Below are 17,382 nucleotides of genomic sequence, written 5' to 3' on the forward strand. Positions count from 1 at the left end.
TCAGGAACCAAGTCATCAATAGTTACAAATTCAAATTCATTTTGGGTTGATACTTTTGGTTTAAACATATATTTCACCACTTATTATTTAATTTTTAATTATGTAGAGAGCTGTACACTATAGATTTAAACTCTGTTGAATTGCGTGGAAGGCACGTAGACTCCTGCGGGACTAGAAGGTCAGGGTGAGACCCCGCAGGAGCGCAAGCGACGAGGAGGCTCACCGACCGCCCGCGGAAAGCGAAGTGCCTGGAGCGCAATTCAACAGACATATTTCAAAGCCTTTTATAATAATATTATAACAAATTAACGCGGTGAATCGTTAAAATACTTGCATAAAAATAAGAGGCTGTCGAAAGTTTCTCGACAGCCTGACCCTAAGATTTAGGGTTTTTCCCTATGTGATAACTTTTCGTTTAGAAATGTTTTGAGTTCCTCTATATTAGGTATGTCTCGTTTAGGAATGATATAAGCACTTACAGAACTATTATAGAGATAAAGGGTCGCATCGTCCTCCTTGTACTTGATGATACCCGACCAGTTTACCTTGGTTTCTCCGTTAGCGGTCGTATCAACAATTCCTTCTTCTGATAAATTCATCGTATGACGTCCCAATAACCCATCATTTTTACCTTCAGCAATCATTTTTTTAGTTTGACGTTTAATATGGTTATAAAAATACTTAGGATAAAAAATCGACCAAAGTCCGCCAATAAAAGCAAACGGAAGAAAGGTGTAGAGAAAGGGAATATCTGCAAGATTAGCAAAAACGTATGCAATAATTATGTAGATAATTGGTGTTGCATATCGTTGCATTTTAAGCGATTTTTTTGCAGTCTCTGAATTTTTAACATGAAACAGATTAAACTTCAAATAATCCTCTTCGGACAAATTGTACTTAATTTCCATTCCCATCACATTCCCCTATCAATATAACTATAAATAAAATTAGATTAACTACTCTTTATTATATCAAACGTACTTGTTTAGAAACGGTTAATTAGACTTGAATTAGTAAAAAAAGGAAACTTTTAATTTCCTCATTCGTAGGTATTTATAGGAAGGTTTATTAAGAAAGAGATGCTTCATGACTCAAATAATGATGTGGTTTGTTATAGGTTATATTGTGTTATCGTTGGTTTTGGTGCCGTTCCAATACAGGTATATAAAACAGTTAGAAGAAATGAGAATAATAAATAACGCAAAGAAGAAAAGCCAAGGTGATATGTATGAGGAGATGGAGTTTGAACATCAAGTATTACATGCCAATGCGCAGGGTAATATGCTTTTCTTTTTAGCCAATATTTTAGCGACAATAATATATAAAGTTAAACACCGTTAATAGCACTAAAATCATAAATCCAAGGTCTTCATATGAGACCTTGGTTTTTTATTTTTAGTAACATTGCCCAAGTCTTTGGGAATACCATACTGATGTATATGAAAGGAGTGGTATTCCAATGTATCCTTATCAAGGCGGCAATCAGCAGCACAGCCAAATAAAAGGACTATGTCAGCAGTATATGAATTATCATGTAATGGGTGAGCTTACTGATGGTTCACAAATGAACGGAATTATTGAAGACATGGATGACGAAGGTGTGACAATGTTAGTTCCTGAAGACGTAGATGCAGACCAAGACGATATGCGCTTTGGCGGCGGTTATGGTGGAGGTTTTGATGGGGGCTATAACGGAAATGGCGGTTATGGAGGCTACGGAGGTTATGGTGGCGGTCATGACGGATATGGACATCCTCGAAGGAGATATCGACGCTACAGACGCCAACATTTCCCTTATTATTTATTAAGAAGATTACTCCGTTATCCATATTACGGTGGAGGTTATGGTGGCGGTTATGGCGAAGGATATTATTAATAATCCTGTTAATTCACCATAATTTAATCAAACGTTTGATTAGCAGCATTAAACCCATATGGTCCTTAGGATTTGCGAGTTCAATCAAACGTTTGATTAGTTTTATCATCTCTCTTACATAGATGCCGTTTCTAAGTCATTTCAGTTAGTCTATTTCTTACTTTTTCCTAAATGAAATTATTTTTGGAAAAAATTTGAACGAATCCCCTACCTAGGTCGTAATATCTTTAGCTAATAAATTATAACGAGAATGATAGATAAAAAAGGTGGAGGATATTAATGAGTAAAGAATTTGAAGTGATCGTACAAGGTCAGTACCCGCTAGGAGCAACATTAACCATTCCGGACGGAAGTCTAGAAAAATATCCTCTAATCGTGATGGTACATGGAAGCGGACCGACTGACCGCGATTCTAATGCAAAAGGAATGCCAATCAATGTATTTAAGGAATTAAGTGAGTTAGCGACAGAAGAAGGCTTTGCTAGTATTCGGTACGATAAAAGAGGCATAGGGGCAAGCAAAGGGAACTATCTTGAAACAGGAGTGTACGATTTAATTGACGATGCACAGGCCGTTGTAGCATTCGCGAAAAGTCATCCAAACATTGATGAAGAAAATATTATTCTACTAGGGCACAGTGAGGGCTGTATTATTGCCCCATATGTAAATGAGCGAGTCTCAGTAGATGGGATGATTCTACTTGCTGGAACAGCCGAGCCTTTAGAAGAGACAACCGCTTGGCAAAGAGAACAAATTGCTGAAGACATACGTTCATTAAAAGGCTTCGAGGGCTGGATTACAAGATTGCTAAAAATTGATCAAAAGATTCATAAAATGAATGAAGATTTGACAAAGGCGATATTAGGAACGGACAAACCTGTGATTAAATACAAAGGGAAAAAGATTAATGCGAAGTGGAACCGCGAGCATGCAGATATTGATGTCTCAAAATTGCTCCCAAAAGTAACTTGCTCTGTCCTTGCCATTACTGGAACGAAGGATATCAATGCAAAGGTTAGTGATTTAGAGAAAATCAAAGTACTTGTTCAAGGTGAATGCGAAACACATATCATTCGAGATATGAACCATATGCTTCGTAAAACCGATGCAGCGTACAGCATGAGTAAAATCATGAATGACTATAAGAAAAACCTTAAAAAGCCTGTGGACCGTGAATTAAAAGACAAAGTGGCGTCATGGCTACGAAATTGGAAGAATAGAGAAGTGAGTGTAGCGCAATTCGAAATGTTGGTAAAATAAATAGTAAAACCCTTGGGCATCGTTCAACTTCTACGATGCCCAAGGCATGTTCTTTTTCCAAAAATTAATTTAAACCAAGTATTGGGTGTTAGTGGATGCATTCCATACTTCTATCGCTTATTCGATTGGTATATACCATAAGATTATTTTTAGACTTACACTTTAGAAGAACCTTGTTCATAGTATACAAGGACTTTGAGAAGGAGGTCTTCGATGTACCCTAACATGAATAATTACGAAGAACTGTATAGACAAATGGAATTGTTGGTTAGCAATATTGAGAAAGCGATTAACGGAGAATACAGTGCGGTTCAGTGCTACGACCAACTTGCTAAACTGGCTTCAAGACAAGATGAAAAACAGCAACTCCAAGAAATACGAGCGGATGAACAGAAACACTTGGAAAGTTTCTTGCAGATTTATACTAGTCTTACTGGGAGGCAATATCAGCCAAAGATTACGGAGGAGTGCCCATCTGTCTATAAAGAAGGCGTTGAACTTGCCTTCCGGGATGAACAAGAAACTGTAGACTTTTATCTAGATATTGCTGATCAAGCAAATAATCAATTTATTAAAGACACTTTTCGCAGAGCCTCTGCCGACGAACAAAATCATGCTGTATGGTTTTTATATTTCTTGTCCAAAATGCTCAGTCAATAGACTGGGTTTTCATTTTGAAAGAGTAGTTGTTGATGATAATTGATCTTCATACTTGTCAATAAAGAGAGTCCCGTTACTATTGATGACCGCATAATAAATCTCATCGATCTGTAAATTTCTTTTTTGGCACTCCACTTCAAGCCATTCCCTGTTGTATTTGCCGGCCGTATTTTTTTCTATAATTTCTCCGTCCATAATTAACTCAATAGGCAGTGACACCGAAGAATGTGCCATATTGAAGTCTTGCTTTACTGGATTTTGGTAGGGCTGTTTTTTTAAAATGGACAATTCCCCACTGACTTCAAGCAATACATACTCCAATTCATATATATTAAAAATCCCCTGCTCACGTAAAAGTTGATTGAGGTCGTCAAGTGAAAACTTTGCCTTTTTCATATTCTCATCAAGTAATTTCCCCTTCTCAATGAGCACAGTCGGTTTCCCAGATACCCACTTCCGGATCCTCCTGCTTCTTGAAGAAACCACCATGAATAAATAATACATTAATACTAAGCTCAAGAATGAAGCTAACATTTCCTTGAACTTTATACTAGTATCAAATCCCATGTTTGCAATAAAGGAACCAATTGTTACCGACAAAGCAAAGCTATAGTGGTTTTTGTGGCTGTTAATATGCTTTCCGATAAAAAATGTAACAAACATTAGTATAATAAAACTAGTACCTGTTCTCAAAATGGGGATAAGTAAGTCCTTCATTGTTTTCTCCTTCATATGCAATATTCATATCATATCCAATTAAAGAAAAAACTTTATTTTCTGATACGGAATTTCTATAATGGTAGATACACTAAACAACAAAGAGAAGAGGGGTTACCATAAATATATTGTGGGATTTTGACGGAACATTATTTGACACCTATCCAGCGCTTGTCGAAGGTTTCATTCACTTAAGCGGGCGGAAACTAGAGCCCAACGAAGTGCTACGCTGGCTGAAAATCAATTCAAAAGAAGCCTTTAAGCATTATGGGATTGATGAAAGCAGACGTGCGGAGTATATAAAGTTATATAACGAATATTCTTTTAGCAGTAAGCCTTTTAAGCATTTAGAAGAAGTATTATCGATTGCCGATGATAATTTTATCGTTACACATCGGGATAAAGAATCAACGATCTTCCTCTTAGAAAAATTTAAGTTAATTCAATACTTTAAAGAAATCGTGTCGGTGGAAGAACAAGGTTTTACGAGAAAGCCTCATATTTCTTCTTATGAGCATGTGATAAAAATCCATCCTATCGATTTAGTTATCGGTGACCGTGATTTAGATTTAATTCCTGCAAGAGAATTAGGGATCAAAACCGTTGCCTTTCAAAATCGAAATATCGAGGCTGATTTTCATATTGATGACTATGCTGATTTTCGTGATACAGTCTTGAATCACCTATAATATGGGCACACCACAGAGAAAGAGCTCTTTGCAGAAAAGAGCTCTTTCTAAATACCTTTTGAATACTACTCAATGATAAATTCAGCAACCGTTTCCTTGTCGTCTCCAATTGAGAAGGTAGTGAAGGTAACCTCACTGTCTAGTTCCACTTCTTTTTTATCAATTTGACTTTTAGCTTCTTCTGATAGTCGATATTGTACATCTTGACCTTCTACTGTGATCATAACCTCATCGTTAGCTTCGATACTCTTTAGGATTCCAACTATTTCTGGGGCTTCTTGCCCAGCAAGCATGATACCACTTGCATTACCTGCTGTTTCTTCACCAGTTTCCTCGTTTTGATCTTTGCTAACCCCACAAGCACCTAAGAATGACAACATCAAGAAGCAAACCATCACTAACGCCAGTTTTCTCCATTTCAGCACAATATCTACCCCCCATTTTAATCCATCTATATGATTAGTCGGTAGAATTTTTATTAAGTTACATTTTTTAGATCATCGATGAAGGACATCTTCTTTTTTTCCTGGAATAGATTGGTTTTCTATATAAGATTGAAATATGATTTGATACCCAACACACTAGAAGCTAGATGGAATAGTCCTCAGGGATGAACACTCTTAGATGTTTGGGCTTTACATACACTTCATCTCCAGTTTTTAAATGTAGACTCCGAAAGTGTTCTTTCATTAGTTCTGCTTCCAGAAACTCGCCTGTATCATGTCGGACTAGCTCCAATTGTGCAACAGCTCCGACCAAATGGACATGACTTATTTTAGCTGAGACTGCGTCCCTGCTTGGTACCCGTTCAATGCTTATATCATGTGGTCGGACAAACCCCACTGCTTCGGTATCCTCTTTTTCCAAAAATTCAGGTGCATCAACCTCAAAATTCCCATGACGTAATTTCCCTTTATCCAGGCGCCCTTTAAACAAATTTACATTACCTAAAAAGTGATAAACAAACGGACTATTCGGTTTTTCGTAGACTTCCTCTGGGGTTCCTATTTGCTCGATCCTCCCTTCATTCATAACCACAATTCGATCCGCTACGTCTAGGGCCTCTTCCTGATCGTGCGTTACAAAAATGCTGGTGATTTCGTAATCATCATGCAACCTTCGTAACCACCTGCGAAGATCTTTCCGTACCTTCGCATCTAATGCTCCAAACGGTTCATCTAACAAAAGAACCTTTGGCTCAACTGCTAACGCTCTCGCTAATGCCACGCGCTGTCGTTGCCCCCCTGACAGATGGGACGGATAACGATTCGCAAAGGCCTCTAACTTGACTAGTTTCAGTAATTCCCATACCTTTTCTGCAATCTCTTGCTTGGAGGGGCGGGTTTTTCGTGGACGTACTCTCAATCCATAAGCGATATTTTCAAACACAGTCATATGTCGGAACAAGGCATAATGTTGAAAAACAAAGCCTACTTTTCGCTCTTTTGTATGAATATGAGTCATATCTTCTTCTTCAAATAAAATGGCTCCCTGATTCGCCGCTTCCAATCCGGCAATGATTCGAAGCAGCGATGTTTTTCCAGAACCAGAGGGTCCAAGGAGCGCAACCAGTTCACCTGTTTTAATATCAAAGTTAATATTATCAAGGGCTTTAAATGCCCCAAATGATTTTGAGATGTTGTTAATTTGAATACTCATCTTAGGAACCCCCTCCTTCTGGAATAAATGATTTTTTTGCTTTCCATTCAATAAAATTTTTCACAACTAACGTAATAATGGCGAAAAAGGACATGATGGAAGCAACGGCAAAGGCTGCTGAAAATTGGTATTCATTATATAAAATTTCAATATGGAGAGGCATCGTGTTTGTTAACCCACGAATATGCCCTGAAACGACTGATACCGCCCCAAACTCGCCAATGGCACGGGCACTGCAGAGAATAATCCCATATAATAAGCCCCATTTAATATTCGGCAGGGTCACAAATAAAAACGTCTTCCATCCACTCGCGCCAAGCGTTACTGATGCTTCTTCATCCGCCGTTCCTTGTGCTTGCATTAACGGTATGAGTTCTCGAGCTACAAATGGTAGAGTTACCAAAAGGGTTGCAAGCACAATCCCCGGTACAGCAAAAAGGATTCTAATATTATGATCCAGGAGCCAGGGCCCAAACAGGCCATGAGAACTAAATAATAATACAAACACCAAGCCCGCAATAACCGGAGAGATCGCAAAAGGAAGGTCAATAACCGTAATTAAGATACTCTTCCCTCTAAATTCAAACTTTGTAACGAGCCAGGCCGCTGCAATTCCAAATATAGCATTAAGCGGAACGACAATCAGGGTAACGAGCAACGTTAACTTGATTGCCGATAAGGCATCCGGATGACTTATCGCTGCGAAAAAAACTGCACTACCCTTTTCAAAGGCTTTTACAAAAATAGCTAATAACGGTAAAACGAGAAACAAAAATAAGAATCCTAAAGAAACTGTAATAAGTCCCCAACGTACAAACCGTGATTCAGAGGTTTGATTGGTATTCGGCACTGGTGGACTTGAATATTGCAATGAAACATTTCCAGCCATTCATACACCCCATCACTAAATAAATTTTTTATTAGTCCACCATTGCAATAGATTAATACTCAAAAGAATAATAAAAGAAAAAATAAGCATGACAGCGGCAATTGCTGTAGCCCCGGCATAATCATATTGTTCGAGCTTTGTCATGATTAATAGTGGGGTGATTTCTGTACGCATCGGCATATTCCCTGCAATAAAAATCACCGATCCATATTCTCCAAGTGCACGGGCAAAGGCAAGAGCAAAGCCTGTAAGTGCAGCAGGAAGTAATTCTGGAAAAATCACTCTAGCAAAGGTTTGGAGACGATTTGCCCCCAAACAAGCAGAGGCTTCTTCAATTTCTTTTTCTAAGCTCTGTAAAACTGGCTGCACCGTTCGAACCACAAAAGGCAATCCGATAAAAGTTAAGGCCAGCGTGATCCCAATTGGAGTAAATGCCACTTTAAAACCTAAGAATTGTCCGACCCAGCCATTTTCAGCGTACAGAGTCGTTAAGGCAATACCAGCAATCGCAGTTGGTAAGGCAAACGGCAGATCCACCAGCCCATCAATGATTCGACTTCCTGGGAAACGATAACGAACCAGGACCCATGCAATTAACACGCCAAAAACAACATTGATTAGTGCTGCTAAAAATGATGCCCCGAAGCTAAGCCGATAGGATGCTACCACCCTGGGATCAGAAATAGTTCCCCAGATTTTTGACCATTCAACCGTCACGGAATTTAAAAATATCATCGATAAAGGCAGAATGACGAGAATGCTAATGTACAGCATCGTAAACCCTAGGGATAGACCGAATCCAGGTAACACACTATTTTTTTTCAATTTCATGCTTTGTATACGAGGCATGAGGTTGACCCCTTCCGAAGTGATTCATTAGGGGTGTACCAGTTCACAAAAGTCCTGTGAATATGGAACACCCTTACACGTGCTAACTAGATTTTATGGCTGGTAGATTTGGTCAAACGTTCCACCGTCGCTAAAGTGCGTTTCTTGTGCTTTTTGCCAGCCTCCAAAGTCTTCATCAATCGTAACCAAATTTATCTTTGGAAATTGATCAGCATACTTTTCGAGAATAGCCTCATTCCGAGGTCGATAATAATGTTTGGCTGCTAATTCCTGGCCAATATCCGTGTATAAAAATTCTAAATACGCTTCAGCTACTTCTCTCGTACCCTTTTTATCTACTACTTTATCAACAATCGCAACAGGTGGTTCTGCCAAAATGCTGATGGACGGAACGACAATTTCAAATTTGTCTTTTCCTAGTTCATTAAGTGTTAGGAATGCTTCGTTCTCCCAAGTAATTAAAACATCACCAATACCACGCTCAACAAACGTAGTCGTTGAACCGCGTGCGCCCGAATCTAACACTTCAACATTTTTATATAATCGACTGATAAATTTCTTTATTTGAACGTCATCATTGTTAAATTTTTCTTGGGCAAATGCCCATGCTGCTAGGTAATTCCATCTTGCTCCACCTGATGTCTTTGGATTTGGGGTAATGACAGAGACATCTTCCTTGATTAAATCATCCCAATCCTTGATAGCCTTTGGATTACCCTTTTTGACTAAGAAAACAATAGAAGATGTATAGGGTGTTGAATTGTCCTTAAATTCCGTTTGCCACTCTTTATTCAGTAATTGACCCAATTCTGCAATTTCATCAATGTCATAGGCTAAGGCTAGGGTGACGACGTCGGCTTCAAGACCGTCAATAACAGCACGCCCTTGTTTCCCAGAACCACCGTGTGACTGTTGAATGGTAACCTCCTGCCCTGTTTCTTGTTCCCAATATTTAGCGAATTCCTTATTAAATTCATCATATAGTTCCCGAGTCGGATCATATGACACATTTAATAACTGAACAGGTTCCTTCTTTATAACTTCTTGGTCGTTACCTTCAACTGTTTTGTTGTCAGCTTGATTACTCGCTTTATTTGGTGAGCAGGCTACAAGGTTAAGCGCCAGAAAAATAAGTATCAAAGTAAATTTGAAAAAAGGTTTTTGTTTAAACAACATGGTAATTCCTCCCTTTTATTTTTCATATAAAAAGGCTGCCTACTTTTAAGCCAACATGCGAAAAGAAAACTCTTGTTGAATTTCGGAAACAAGTCCGGATCATCAACAAGCTTTAATTCGCATTGTCTTAAAAATAAACAGCCTTCAGTATGACTGATCGGCAAATATATTCATGGAGCTTTAGATATGATTGATTAGTAGTGTGATACTTTTCTTTGTTATTTTTGTTCTTTAGAAACTGACTTATTAATCCCAAATCGTGTTTTTTCTGTCTTATCGATTTGAGTGATGATACCGTCATGAACGGTTATGATGACTGAACCATATTCCATATCCTTTAATGCGGATAGGATCAAATTGGCTTTAATTGGATCAACAACTGCCATATAACCACCTCCTCTATTCCGCTATATCATATAAGAATACTTGGTTTTAGGGTAAAAAATTTACATGAATTAAATTCATGTACATAAACCAGATGAAAAGTGCGGGACAAAGGGCAACAGTGTGGACTCCCCTTACTAATCGGAAAAATCATAATATCAGTTCCCCCTTGAATGAAAATCAAGCTTATACGCCAAAAATGGATATAAGCTTTTGGTTGACCAATCAGCTAAATTTTGATTTTTAGATTTCTATGAATTATTTATATTTTATTCTGACTTTTCCGACCTGTCAAGTATGATTTTAAATTCCATTCAGCAATTCTTTTTTCTATTATCAACAAAGTCGATTATCCTTTAACTGAATGGTCGGTCGTGCCAATGACACAGCCTTTCCCCCATGATAGTCTGGCATAATACTGATCTTCGTTTCCTTTAAAAAGGCTTGATTACAGAGCTCTTTAATCTGCTCAAGCGTGGTTTCCTGAGGATAATTGGAAAACACCTTTGCTTCTGTTTGTGACCCGGTTATTTTTATCACGAGCTCTCCCTCCTTTTATATAGCATAGTGGTTCTTTTTAGGTAATGGGTTTTAACAAGGGCATTTGTCCACTGACACAAGCGTTAGATTGTCTGCCCCGAGGAAGGCGCGAGACAAAGTCTGCTGAAACAAGTGTTGTTTGTCTGCCTCGGGGAAGACGCGGGACAAGGTCCGCTGAAACAAGTCCTAGATTGTCTGCCCCGAAGAAATTGCGGGACAAGGTCCGCTGAAACAAGTCCTAGATTGTCTGCCCCGAGGAAATCGCGGGACAAAGTCCGCTGAAACAAGCACTAAATTGTCCACCCCGAGGTACTTACGACAAAAAATTAATCCCTTAGAATAAATCCTCAACTGTACCTGCACACTATGAATAGCTATTTTGTCTTTGCTAGTTTCGTTAAACCATCATGATAGGATAGCCTATATGAAAAGACCATTTGTACTTATCATTTCTTGTATTGGTTTCATGCTAATCACTGGTTCACCGGCTCTTGCACAGAATAACCCCAGAAATATGTATGATGTAAAATCATGGAATAATATTAGATTTCACATCGAATAACAATTGGACCTTCAAATAGTATAGAAAAATCACTTAATGCTGTTTGACATAAATAAAAAAATTTAAAGTTAAGAGTTATTGCTGTATTTTTACAAAAAAAAGTAAGTTCTAAAGCGAGAAGCTTTAAAACTTACTTTTTTCCGATAGCTTTCATCATTAATTTAAGATAGTTCCTTATTAATTTTAAATTCCTTTAAAAATTCTTTAACATCTAAACCTAGCAGTTCACAGCATTCTTCCACTTTCTCGGAAAAATTGAAACCAGCATGAACCGGTTGGTCACGATTCTCATAGTAGTAGTTAACCAATTCAAATAACTCACTAAATACTTTTACTTTTTCTACTTTATTCATTATAACCACCCTTTTCCTGAGTATTACTAAGTTTATAAGAATTATAAAGATAGTTACTAATAATGACAAGTAAATGTTCAAAATTTTCTTTAGTTTAATATAACTTCAGCCATTCCATCCTTTATGACAAATTCTGTGCCATATTGTTTTGAAAGCTCCTCTAAACTCTTTAATACTTCTTCATTTGTAGTTATTTTCGGCCAGCCTCTTTGATATCGTGGTAGTCCAAATCCTAATTCGATTGGATAGAATTTTAGACTTGTAAGAACTCCCTCTCTCATTTCCCAAAATGGGATAACAGATTCCCAAACAGCTTTGTTCACGCCAAGCCCTTTTGTATTATTTTGACTGCGCTTGTCAAGTGCTTCACCAACCGTTGCAGTGGCAGGTAGATTATATTGTTCATAAAAATCACTTGGCAATTTCTGAACCGTATCGTTCTGGAAAATAAAATTGCCTAAGCTATAGAAAATAGGGCGATTCTTATAAATCTCTACACCACGGAGGATATGAGGTCCATGACCAATAACGGCATGGGCACCTTCATCAATACAATGACGGGCAATGGCTTCTAAAAAGTCAGGAGCCTGGTCTTTTTGATCCTTATTCATCTCATGGCAATGGATACTTACAATCACATAGTCAGCCTGGCGCTTGCCTTCATGAATTGCTTTTGTCATCCTCTGCAGATCCTCAGGATGAGGTTCTCTAACCATTCCTTCTTGTTCCCCTATGGTAAAGGTATAGGAGCCAAACTTAAATAGATCACTATCTGTTGAAAAGCCTTCCTTAATCGCCAAATTATTTTCTGCGTTAATATCCGTACTCCCAGCAATTTCACGCAAAATAGTCATATTTTTCGAGGTCACTTGGTACTTGGTAGAGTACCGAAGCGGATTGATCCCCGGGCGTCCTTGCATATCAGCACGCTGCTCCCCCGCTCTCCAAAAATCATGGAATGTAGAGGTTGCGCCAATCAGAGCAATCCGCCCCGAGTCACAGTCCACATATTTAGGAGAGCTTGCGGCTGCTAGATTTTCTCCAACACCCGCATGGACAATATCAGCCTTATCTAAGTTGCACTCAGTTGCCTGCAAGCCTTCGTATAGATAATCTAGCGTATGATTATTAGCCCATGTCATACTATTAAAATGATATTTCTTTAAATCATTTAATACTTCTGGGTCTGCCATTGCCCACGTCCCGCCACTTAAAGCAGAGGGATATCCTTCATTTCGATGTAGCGTTATTTCTAAATTGGTAAAGCGAAAGTCTGCACTTCCTATTAACGCAGCAACCTGCGGATCAAAATCTTGCTTTGAAAGACGCCTGGTTATAAAACTATCACCTGTGGCTGCAAAACTAATTTCTTTGTTACTGTCTTTCATCAGCTTGTTACCTGAGGCGTTAGCAGACTTCCTGTTGGCTGTCCTACAATTTGGCCGTCCTTCATGACTGTCGTACCTCTAACGATGGTACGGACCGGAATTCCTTTAATGTTAAAGCCATCAAACGCGGTTACCTTACTCTTGCTATGAAGCTGTTCTCTTCTTATTATTGTTTCCTTTTCCATATCAACAATGGTGATGTCTGCGTCAGCCCCCACCCGGATTGCTCCTTTTTTAGGGTAAACATTAAATAATTTTGCCGGGCCTTCAGATAAAAGGCGGACCATGTCATGGATGGTAATACTGCCGCTATTAACTGCATTTAACATTAATGGGACCAGCGTCTCGACTCCGCACATCCCAGCTGGGATAGACCATAGATCACCGTCTTTTTCAGCTTCAGTATGTGGTGCGTGATCGGAACAAACAAGGGAGATCGTCCCGTCGAGCAAGGCATCCCAAAGTGCTTCTTGGTCTTTTTTGAATTTAACCGGAGGATACACCTTCATCTGCGGTCCAATTTGATCATAATCTTCGGCTGATAAAAACAGATAGTGAGGGCATGTTTCTGCCGTAATTGGATAGCCTTCCTTTTGCGCTTGTCTGACCAATTCAATTCCCTCCGCACTACTGACATGAAGGATATGAAGGCGGGCCCCTGTCTTCTTAGCCATCGAAATTCCAGATTGGATGGTTAATTCCTCAGCAAGATTCGGTCTTCCTTCTAATAAATCAAGGTAGGTACGCCCGTTACGATCTTCCACCTTTTGAGTAAGATGCTGGATGAGATCGCTATTTTCAGCATGAATAGCAAACACTTGTCCTGTCTTAGCTACTTCTTGGAACATGTCAAATACTTGACCGTCTGTAAATGGTGGGATGACATCCTCCATACCTGGCTTGTAATTATACATAAGCTGGAAGGTTTCAGCATGTACAGCATATCCCCAGAAAAATTTAAAGCCAATTACCCCAGCATTTTTAAGCTCTTCATATTCTTTAAGATTTAAATGTCCTAGACAAATCGCCCAGATGCCAAAATCTACGAAGGCCTTCTCCTGCAAATTAACAACCTGCTTCTGAAAGTTCTCTACATTATTGATCGGCGGGTTCGTATTTGGCATTTCAAAAATGGTTGTCACCCCGCCTGAAGCCGCCGCTTGGGTAGAGTGATAAAAATCCTCTTTGTAGGTAGCACCAGGATCTCTGGAATGAACATGTGTATCGATAAAACCTGGAAATATGAAATGTCCCTCTGCATCAATGATTTCATGAACATCACTGGTCAATACATCGTTCGTGATTGCCTCTATCTTGCCATTTTTAATATAAATATTCCCTGTATATGCTTCTGTTGAAGTCACAATGGTACCATTTTTTATCAATACATCGTACATCATTTATCTGGCCACCTCGCTAATTATTTATGATTACCTGTCCGATTAACTCACGAATATCATTAATTTGATACTGTTCCATATAGTCTTCCATCTCCCTAAGGATGGTAAGCATCGCATCAGGCTGAATAAAGCTTGCTGTACCAACTTGAACGGCTGTTGCACCTGCTAAGATCATTTCAATGGCATCTTCACCATTCATCACCCCACCACAGCCAATAATTGGTATATTAACAACCTGAGCTACCTGATAAATCATTCTGATGATGACAGGTTTTGCTCCCGGACCTGATAATCCCCCCATAATATTCCCTATTTTAGGCTTTCTCGTGTGAACATCAATCGACATAGCTAATAGGGTATTGGCAACATTTAGACTATCACTCCCTGCTTCTTCTGCAGCAAGAGCAATTTCCTGTATACTTGTTACATTTGGCGTAAGCTTTGTGATAATTGGTTTATCAGTTACAGAACGAACCTTCTTTACTAGTTCGAAGGTTAAGTCTGCATCCATCCCAAACGCCACTCCGTTCCCCTTCAAATTTGGGCATGAGATATTTAACTCAATGGCATGCACGTTTTTACTACTGGTGACAATCTCAGCTATCTCAGCAAATTCATCAATGGAATCTGCAGATAAGCTTGATATGAGGGGAGAATCATATTTGGAGTAGTAAGGAACAATGTTTTCCATATAATAGTTGATTCCTTTACTCTGAATCCCGATTGAATTAATCATTCCTGCAGGTGTTTCACACACTCGCGGAGTAGCATTACCAGGACGAGGCAGCATTGTAATACTTTTTGGGACAAGTGCACCCAACTTATTGAAATCTATTACTCTGTCCATTTCAGGTCCAAATGCACCTGAAGCCGGCATGATCGGATTTTTTAAAACTAATCCACCAATATCTACACTCATATTAACAGCTGTTTTCATTATCATAAGACCACCTGTTCTAGAGGAAATACAGGACCTTCAACACAAACGCGAACACTTTTCGTTTCTTTGCCATCCTTAATCGTACAAACACAAGCAAAGCAAACTCCCATGGCACATCCCATGTGTTCCTCAAGGGCAATTTCCCCTCGTAAGCCCTCTCTTATTGAAATTTTCTGCATTAGATGGGACAATCTTTTCGAGCCGCATGTGTACAAGGCATGAATTTCATTCTCAGCAAGGATCCTGTTTATTAATCTCTCAACCTTGTTAACTTCACTCGTTCCTTCTTCATCTGTTACTTTATAAACCTTCACGCCAATACTAGTTAAGTATTCGGCTGCTAAAAGATCATTTTGACTTCTGGCACTGAGGATGCTGATGACCTGCTTATTTTCACCAACTGCTTTATAGGCTAGTGCTGCTAGGGTCGCAATACCTACACCTCTAGCAAGAAGAAGAATGGTTTCTTCCGACGGCTTTAATTGAAACCCTGTCCCAAGCGGGCCAAAAATATCTATTTGTCCCCCTGCCTTAAATTCCGTCATCTTCTTTGTTCCTAGGCCTTTCACCAAGTAGAGAAATTCAAGAGTCTTATTGTCTTCGTCTATTCGGTATACGCTTAATGGACGCCGTAATAACGGATAAATACTGTCACCGCAAAGAAGATTAAAGAACTGACCTGGCTCAATTGTCTCGCTTATACCACTTGTATCAACTGTCATATGCCAATAGCGATCACTTACTTGCTCATTCGAGATGATTCTGACTTGACGTGCTTCCATGATGATTCTCCTTCCTCATCTACAATGATGGCATGTAACTTTACTACTTCCTCTAACAATTTAACCCCGCTTGCAATATCCTCTTGAGAAGTAAATTCATCTGGATGATGACTTAAACCATCGACAGAAGGAACAAATACTAAAGAAGTGGGCCAGCGTTTCGCCATGTTCATAGCGTCATGGCCAGCACCGCTTGGCATTAACATATGACTAATCCCTAAATCTTTACAAATATTCGATATAATCTTGGTAATTGACTGGTCTAACATAACGGGTTCTTCTTCCGTCATCCAATCAATGGAGATGGTGACCCCTCTGTGTTTTTTGATGCTTTCTATCGCAGCTTTGACCTTTGTTAAGACTCGAGTTCTAGAATCGCGATCTGTGCTGCGAATATCAACCTTGATTTTGGCCAATCCCGGTACTACATTCATTGCACTAGGATACGCATCTAGGACACCAACAGTTGCAACCGTTTCGTATTGCTCTTCTGCTATGGCAGCTTTCTCTACTACTAAGGAAAGCTCCGCTGCAGCTAATAAAGCATCACTGCGCTGCTTCATCCCAGTTGTACCTGAATGTGAGCTTTTCCCTTCAATTGTGATCGCTAATCTTAACGGAGCAGCAATCCCCGTCACGAGGCCAATGGTTTTATCATGATCAATCAATTTGCTTCCTTGTTCGATATGAAGCTCAAAGAACACTTTTATTTCATGAGCATTTCTTTCAGCCAGTTTGTAGTCTTCTAGGATTAAGTTTTGACTCTCGAAAGCTTCCCTTAAAGAAATATCATCACGGTCTTTTAAGTGCTGAAGCTTTTCTCCATCCAAATCCCCAATCATCGCCCTGCTGCCTAATGTTGAAAAGTTATATCTAGAAGACTCTTCACAAGAAAAAACAATAATCTCAATCGGATGGAGTGTGGAAACCTCTTGCTCCACTAAACTAGTGACGACCTCAAGACCTGCAACAACTCCTAGAGCTCCGTCATATCGTCCACCATTATACACCGTGTCGAGATGAGAACCGATAGCAACAGCAGGTAATGTTGGATCGACCCCGTCACGCCGCGCGATAATATTACCGACTGGATCAATCGTAATCTTCATATTGATGTCTTTACACTTTTGGATTAAGTATTGTTTAGCTTTTTGTTCCTCTTCTGTATATGCCAATCTAAAATGGCCCTGATCACTATTTCCATATTCATTTATACTATTCAACGTTTCCATCACTCTCGAAATATTCAAAGAAGTCA

20 protein-coding genes are annotated in these 17,382 nt (G+C 39.2%); 5 read left to right on the forward strand and 15 right to left on the reverse strand.

The genetic code is table 11. The annotated features are described in order from the left end of the window. Positions 1-383: 383 nt before the first annotated feature. A complete protein-coding gene (locus BTR25_RS12320; protein ID WP_254842698.1) occupies positions 384-914 on the reverse strand; it encodes a YcxB family protein in 531 nt (176 codons plus the stop codon). Positions 915-1,086: 172 nt separating this feature from the next. On the opposite strand from BTR25_RS12320, the gene BTR25_RS12325 reads away from it, so the two are divergent. The 4 genes from BTR25_RS12325 to BTR25_RS12340 all read left to right on the forward strand — a co-directional run bounded on the left by BTR25_RS12325 (position 1,087) and on the right by BTR25_RS12340 (position 3,796). Continuing rightward, positions 1,087-1,341 carry a DUF3949 domain-containing protein gene (locus BTR25_RS12325; protein WP_075688372.1) on the forward strand — a complete coding sequence of 85 codons (255 nt, stop codon included), beginning with the start codon at positions 1,087-1,089 and terminating at the stop codon, positions 1,339-1,341. A 118-nt stretch (positions 1,342-1,459) separates the two neighbouring features. After that, positions 1,460-1,876: a hypothetical protein gene (locus BTR25_RS28755; protein ID WP_175596769.1), complete on the forward strand. Its 417-nt coding sequence runs from the start codon at positions 1,460-1,462 to the stop codon at positions 1,874-1,876. Between the two features lie 279 nt (positions 1,877-2,155). Then, positions 2,156-3,136 carry an alpha/beta hydrolase family protein gene (locus BTR25_RS12335; protein WP_075688373.1) on the forward strand — a complete coding sequence of 327 codons (981 nt, stop codon included), beginning with the start codon at positions 2,156-2,158 and terminating at the stop codon, positions 3,134-3,136. A 213-nt stretch (positions 3,137-3,349) separates the two neighbouring features. Beyond that, complete coding sequence (locus BTR25_RS12340; protein ID WP_075688374.1) at positions 3,350-3,796, forward strand: ferritin-like domain-containing protein; 447 nt, start codon at positions 3,350-3,352, stop codon at positions 3,794-3,796. Positions 3,797-3,805: 9 nt separating this feature from the next. On the opposite strand, the gene BTR25_RS12345 is transcribed toward BTR25_RS12340, so the two are convergent. Beyond that, positions 3,806-4,513, reverse strand: a complete 708-nt coding sequence (locus BTR25_RS12345) for a DUF421 domain-containing protein (RefSeq protein ID WP_075688375.1) — start codon at positions 4,511-4,513, stop codon at positions 3,806-3,808. 128 nt (positions 4,514-4,641) lie between these two features. On the opposite strand from BTR25_RS12345, the gene BTR25_RS12350 reads away from it, so the two are divergent. After that, on the forward strand, positions 4,642-5,202 hold the full coding sequence (locus BTR25_RS12350; RefSeq protein WP_254842699.1) for an HAD hydrolase-like protein: 561 nt from the start codon (positions 4,642-4,644) through the stop codon (positions 5,200-5,202). Positions 5,203-5,267: 65 nt separating this feature from the next. Here the strand turns inward: BTR25_RS12350 and BTR25_RS12355 are convergent, their stop codons facing one another. The 13 genes from BTR25_RS12355 to BTR25_RS12415 form a co-directional block, all read right to left on the reverse strand. After that, complete coding sequence (locus tag BTR25_RS12355) at positions 5,268-5,627, reverse strand: hypothetical protein (RefSeq protein WP_075688377.1); 360 nt, start codon at positions 5,625-5,627, stop codon at positions 5,268-5,270. A 163-nt stretch (positions 5,628-5,790) separates the two neighbouring features. Further along, positions 5,791-6,861 carry a sulfate/molybdate ABC transporter ATP-binding protein gene (locus tag BTR25_RS12360; protein WP_075688378.1) on the reverse strand — a complete coding sequence of 357 codons (1,071 nt, stop codon included), beginning with the start codon at positions 6,859-6,861 and terminating at the stop codon, positions 5,791-5,793. 1 nt (position 6,862) lies between these two features. Continuing rightward, entirely contained in the window at positions 6,863-7,750 is an 888-nt protein-coding gene (gene cysW, locus BTR25_RS12365) for a sulfate ABC transporter permease subunit CysW (protein ID WP_075688379.1), read from the reverse strand. Positions 7,751-7,765: 15 nt separating this feature from the next. Then, positions 7,766-8,599 (reverse strand): sulfate ABC transporter permease subunit CysT, encoded by an 834-nt coding sequence (gene cysT / locus BTR25_RS12370; protein ID WP_075688380.1) that lies wholly within the window; start codon positions 8,597-8,599, stop codon positions 7,766-7,768. Positions 8,600-8,692: 93 nt separating this feature from the next. Beyond that, on the reverse strand, positions 8,693-9,775 hold the full coding sequence (locus BTR25_RS12375) for a sulfate ABC transporter substrate-binding protein (RefSeq protein ID WP_075688381.1): 1,083 nt from the start codon (positions 9,773-9,775) through the stop codon (positions 8,693-8,695). A gap of 218 nt (positions 9,776-9,993) precedes the next feature. After that, positions 9,994-10,161, reverse strand: a complete 168-nt coding sequence (locus tag BTR25_RS12380) for a YezD family protein (protein ID WP_075688382.1) — start codon at positions 10,159-10,161, stop codon at positions 9,994-9,996. A 334-nt stretch (positions 10,162-10,495) separates the two neighbouring features. Continuing rightward, a complete protein-coding gene (locus tag BTR25_RS12385) occupies positions 10,496-10,699 on the reverse strand; it encodes a hypothetical protein (RefSeq protein WP_075688383.1) in 204 nt (67 codons plus the stop codon). Between the two features lie 723 nt (positions 10,700-11,422). Further along, positions 11,423-11,614, reverse strand: coding sequence for a hypothetical protein (locus BTR25_RS12390; protein ID WP_075688384.1), 192 nt, complete (start codon positions 11,612-11,614; stop codon positions 11,423-11,425). Positions 11,615-11,703: 89 nt separating this feature from the next. After that, the gene (locus BTR25_RS12395; protein ID WP_075688385.1) at positions 11,704-13,002 is read right to left on the reverse strand and encodes a CapA family protein; all 1,299 of its coding nucleotides are present in this window, start codon (positions 13,000-13,002) and stop codon (positions 11,704-11,706) included. After that, the gene (allB, locus tag BTR25_RS12400) at positions 13,002-14,402 is read right to left on the reverse strand and encodes an allantoinase AllB (RefSeq protein ID WP_075688386.1); all 1,401 of its coding nucleotides are present in this window, start codon (positions 14,400-14,402) and stop codon (positions 13,002-13,004) included. The genes BTR25_RS12395 and allB overlap by 1 nt, the downstream gene beginning before the upstream one ends. Before the next feature lie 16 nt (positions 14,403-14,418). Beyond that, on the reverse strand, positions 14,419-15,339 hold the full coding sequence (locus BTR25_RS12405; protein ID WP_303046829.1) for a dihydroorotate dehydrogenase: 921 nt from the start codon (positions 15,337-15,339) through the stop codon (positions 14,419-14,421). Positions 15,340-15,341: 2 nt separating this feature from the next. Further along, the gene (locus tag BTR25_RS12410) at positions 15,342-16,124 is read right to left on the reverse strand and encodes a dihydroorotate dehydrogenase electron transfer subunit (RefSeq protein WP_075688388.1); all 783 of its coding nucleotides are present in this window, start codon (positions 16,122-16,124) and stop codon (positions 15,342-15,344) included. After that, positions 16,082-17,374, reverse strand: coding sequence for a Zn-dependent hydrolase (locus BTR25_RS12415; RefSeq protein WP_254842700.1), 1,293 nt, complete (start codon positions 17,372-17,374; stop codon positions 16,082-16,084). The genes BTR25_RS12410 and BTR25_RS12415 overlap by 43 nt, the downstream gene beginning before the upstream one ends. Positions 17,375-17,382 lie beyond the last annotated feature (8 nt).

It is taken from the genome of Bacillus sp. MRMR6, assembly GCF_001940785.1.
Classification (GTDB): Bacteria; Bacillota; Bacilli; order Bacillales; family Cytobacillaceae; genus Neobacillus.

Bases quoted from the DNA above. Each gene is read 5' to 3' on its own strand.
- cysW (WP_075688379.1), bottom strand. From the start codon at position 7,750: ATGGCTGGAAATGTTTCATTGCAATATTCAAGTCCACCAGTGCCGAAT.
- BTR25_RS12375 (WP_075688381.1), bottom strand. From the start codon at position 9,775: ATGTTGTTTAAACAAAAACCTTTTTTCAAATTTACTTTGATACTTATT.
- BTR25_RS12340 (WP_075688374.1), top strand. From the start codon at position 3,350: ATGTACCCTAACATGAATAATTACGAAGAACTGTATAGACAAATGGAA.
- BTR25_RS12320 (WP_254842698.1), bottom strand. From the start codon at position 914: ATGGGAATGGAAATTAAGTACAATTTGTCCGAAGAGGATTATTTGAAG.
- BTR25_RS12395 (WP_075688385.1), bottom strand. From the start codon at position 13,002: ATGAAAGACAGTAACAAAGAAATTAGTTTTGCAGCCACAGGTGATAGT.
- BTR25_RS12410 (WP_075688388.1), bottom strand. From the start codon at position 16,124: ATGGAAGCACGTCAAGTCAGAATCATCTCGAATGAGCAAGTAAGTGAT.
- allB (WP_075688386.1), bottom strand. From the start codon at position 14,402: ATGATGTACGATGTATTGATAAAAAATGGTACCATTGTGACTTCAACA.
- BTR25_RS12380 (WP_075688382.1), bottom strand. From the start codon at position 10,161: ATGGCAGTTGTTGATCCAATTAAAGCCAATTTGATCCTATCCGCATTA.
- BTR25_RS12345 (WP_075688375.1), bottom strand. From the start codon at position 4,513: ATGAAGGACTTACTTATCCCCATTTTGAGAACAGGTACTAGTTTTATT.
- BTR25_RS12335 (WP_075688373.1), top strand. From the start codon at position 2,156: ATGAGTAAAGAATTTGAAGTGATCGTACAAGGTCAGTACCCGCTAGGA.
- BTR25_RS12325 (WP_075688372.1), top strand. From the start codon at position 1,087: ATGACTCAAATAATGATGTGGTTTGTTATAGGTTATATTGTGTTATCG.
- cysT (WP_075688380.1), bottom strand. From the start codon at position 8,599: ATGCCTCGTATACAAAGCATGAAATTGAAAAAAAATAGTGTGTTACCT.
- BTR25_RS12390 (WP_075688384.1), bottom strand. From the start codon at position 11,614: ATGAATAAAGTAGAAAAAGTAAAAGTATTTAGTGAGTTATTTGAATTG.
- BTR25_RS12360 (WP_075688378.1), bottom strand. From the start codon at position 6,861: ATGAGTATTCAAATTAACAACATCTCAAAATCATTTGGGGCATTTAAA.
- BTR25_RS28755 (WP_175596769.1), top strand. From the start codon at position 1,460: ATGTATCCTTATCAAGGCGGCAATCAGCAGCACAGCCAAATAAAAGGA.
- BTR25_RS12405 (WP_303046829.1), bottom strand. From the start codon at position 15,339: ATGAAAACAGCTGTTAATATGAGTGTAGATATTGGTGGATTAGTTTTA.